Source organism: Streptomyces sp. URMC 123, assembly GCF_051386515.1.
Taxonomy (GTDB): Bacteria; Actinomycetota; Actinomycetes; order Streptomycetales; family Streptomycetaceae; genus Streptomyces.
The window spans coordinates 1-263 of sequence record NZ_JBPQTV010000775.1; the positions used below are offsets into that span (position 1 = coordinate 1).

The window sequence follows — 263 nt, forward strand, 5'->3', positions numbered from 1 at the left end:
CCCGCACCCCTCGCCGAGAGAAGCCTCGGCTGGGCGCCCCCCGAGGCCCAGGCGCCGCCCGCCCCGGGCGGCCCGTCCTGGTGGCGCGCCCCCCTCACCAAGGACGGCACCAGCGGCCCCACCGGGACGAGCTATCTGTGGGGCCCGCACGCCGGCCCCTTCACCAAGGAGCCCCCGCGCGCCACCGCACCCGGCGCGCCGCGCGGCGCGGTGTGGACGGGCGGCTGGACCCTGCTCGCGGCCGCCGTGGCCGCGACGGCCGG

General features: G+C 82.5%; 1 pseudogene. It reads left to right on the forward strand.

From position 1 onward, the window contains the following. Positions 1-263 (forward strand): annotated as a pseudogene (locus ACSNOD_RS31960) (hypothetical protein); the annotation flags it as partial.